The sequence below is a fragment of the Promineifilum sp. (SeqCode) genome (assembly GCF_041918635.1).
Classification (GTDB): domain Bacteria; phylum Chloroflexota; class Anaerolineae; order Promineifilales; family Promineifilaceae; genus Promineifilum.
Window position 1 is genome coordinate 1 of sequence record NZ_JAYRVJ010000317.1, and the last position, 2,447, is coordinate 2,447.

Sequence of the window (2,447 nt, forward strand, 5' to 3'; positions counted from 1 at the left end):
GAGGCGACAGCCCGCGCCGCGGCGGCCGTCGTCGTGGCCGCCTTTGCCGGCGGTTGGGCCTACGACTTCGACTCGGCGCTCGAAGACGTGCGCGCGTCGCTGCAACCCGGCCACGTCAGCCTTGTCGCCGTGGGTGACGACGGCAACGTCCTCGGTTGGATCGCCGCCATTCCCCACTACGGTGAGCCGCCGCGCGCGACCGGCTGGGAGTTGCACCCGCTGGCCGTCGATCCGCGCCATCAAGGGCGGGGCGTCGGTCGCGCCCTCGTCGCCCAGTTGGAGCGGCAGGTCGTCGCGCAGGGGGCCGTCACGCTCTTCGTTGAGGCCGATGACGTGGACAACTCGACGACGCTGGGCGGCGTTGACCTCTACGACGACCCCTTTGCCCACCTGAGAACCATTCGCAATCTAAAGCGCCACCCCTATGAGTTCTACCAGAAGTGCGGCTTCGTCCTGACGGGCATCATTCCCGACGCCAACGGGCTGGGGAAGCCGGATATTCTGCTGACGAAGCGGTTGACACAAGCAATTGCATAACAACCTATTTCGTGTTACGATGGGCATCTCGTAATACAACAATTTATCGATGGAGAATTTGTATGACAATTGTTTCTATCTCACCAAAGTATCAGATAGTAATACCTAAGTCGATCCGTGAAGCTTTGAAGCTTCAACCTGGACAGAAGGTTCAAGTGATCCAATATGAAGGGCGAATCGAGTTGATCCCCGTCCTCCCAATCCAGTCAATGCGTGGCTTTCTCAAAGGTATTGACACGACAATCGAGCGCGAGGCTGATCGGGTATGAATGTCGTAGATTTCTCAGGCTGGCTAGAGTACTTTTCTGACTCACCTAACGCACTGTTTTTTAAACCGGCAATTGAGAACCAAGCTGAGCTCTTGATCCCGGTAATCAGTATTTATGAAGTCTTCAAGCGGGTATTGCAGCAACAGGGGGAGCAGAAGGCCCTAAAGGTCATCGCGGCAATGATGCAAGGAAGAGTGATAGAACTAGACGTGACAACTGCATTGACTGCCGCCAAGATATCTGACGAACTAAAGCTGCCAATGGCAGACAGTATCATACTGGCTACCGCGCGCATCTATGAAGCAGTACTGTGGACACAAGATGTCGATTTAGCCACGATAGATGGTGTCAGGTATGTTGCTAAACGGCAGAACCGCGACGCATAGCCTATCGGACTTGCTAACAGTCGAGTATGCGTGACTTGACACAATACGCATTTGGGATTCGCGCTCTAACCGACACGGAGGGAAATGGGTATCTCATCTCCTTTCCCGACTTCACAGAGTGCATCTCCGACGGCGTAACTCCGGAAGAGACTCTCCGTAACGGACTCGATGCATTGAAAGAGACAATTGCGGCGCTGGAAAGCATGGGCCTGCCGATACCGAGGCCAAGCAGTGGCGGGAGCGAACAGTGAGAGTAAAAGCTTTGCAACCCCGCTACAACCTCTGGCTCGAAAGCGACGGCCAGGTCGTCCTGTCCATCTGGCGGACGAACCTGCTGCGCGCCGTCCGCGCCACCGGCTCCATCAGCGCCGCCGCCGAACAACTCGACGTGCCCTACCGCGTCGCCTGGCAGAAGATCCACGAGATGGAGACCCGCCTCGGCCAAAAGCTCGTCGAGACCCAGACCGGCGGCCACCACGGCGGCGGCGCGCGCCTGACCCCCGCCGCCGAGCGCTATCTCGATCAGTTCGAGCGCTTCGCCCATGACATTGAGCGCTTCGTCGTGGACTCCTACGAAGCCAACTTCGGCCCCGACTAAGCATCGCTCGAAGCCTTGGCGCGCCCGCGCCCCGTTCACTCACTTGTCCTCTCACACAGTAGCGCTATACTTGCCACCGTTATGAAATTTTGTCATAACGACCAGCACCATCAGGAGAAGGAGAGCCATCATGCGCAAGATACTGCTAGCCCTGCTAATCGTCCTGGCGCTGGGTTTGCTGGCCGCCTGCGGCGGCGAGGCAACCGCGCCTACCGCCGATCCCGGGCAACCGGCTGTTCTACCAACCGCCGACCCGGCCACCGCCGATCCGTCTCAGCCGGCCGTCCTGCCAACGGCCGACCCGGCCATGGTCACTGAGGAAGCGAGCGCCGAGGAGGCCCAGGTCTTGCGACTGGCGACGACGACCAGCACTGCCGACTCCGGCCTGCTCGACGCTATCCTGCCCGGCTTTGAGGCGCTGCACAACGCCCGTGTTGACGTGGTCGCCGTCGGCACCGGCCAGGCTATCGAGTTGGGTGAGGCGGGCGACGCCGACGTTATCCTCGTCCACGCCCGCGCCCGCGAGGACGCCTTCGTCGAGGAAGGCCATGGGCTGTCGCGCGCCGACGTGATGTACAACGACTTCATCATCGTCGGCCCGGCCGCCGACCCGGCCGGCATCCAGGGTATGGCTACGGCGGCCGAGGCGCTGGCGGC

At 60.2% G+C, this 2,447-nt stretch carries 5 protein-coding genes; all 5 read left to right on the plus strand.

Features of this window, described 5'->3' with window-relative positions:
- A partial coding sequence (locus ACE3UY_RS10135; RefSeq protein WP_374687416.1) for a GNAT family N-acetyltransferase occupies positions 1–537 on the plus strand: 537 nt, incomplete at its 5' end.
- A 62-nt stretch (positions 538–599) separates the two neighbouring features.
- Positions 600–806: an AbrB/MazE/SpoVT family DNA-binding domain-containing protein gene (locus tag ACE3UY_RS10140; protein ID WP_374687417.1), complete on the plus strand. Its 207-nt coding sequence runs from the start codon at positions 600–602 to the stop codon at positions 804–806.
- A complete protein-coding gene (locus ACE3UY_RS10145) occupies positions 803–1,192 on the plus strand; it encodes a type II toxin-antitoxin system VapC family toxin (protein WP_374687418.1) in 390 nt (129 codons plus the stop codon). The genes ACE3UY_RS10140 and ACE3UY_RS10145 overlap by 4 nt, the downstream gene beginning before the upstream one ends.
- A gap of 262 nt (positions 1,193–1,454) precedes the next feature.
- Positions 1,455–1,790, plus strand: coding sequence for a winged helix-turn-helix domain-containing protein (locus ACE3UY_RS10150; protein WP_374687419.1), 336 nt, complete (start codon positions 1,455–1,457; stop codon positions 1,788–1,790).
- 139 nt (positions 1,791–1,929) lie between these two features.
- Positions 1,930–2,447, plus strand: a 518-nt coding sequence (locus ACE3UY_RS10155) for a substrate-binding domain-containing protein (protein WP_374687420.1), incomplete at its 3' end; no start/stop codon positions are given.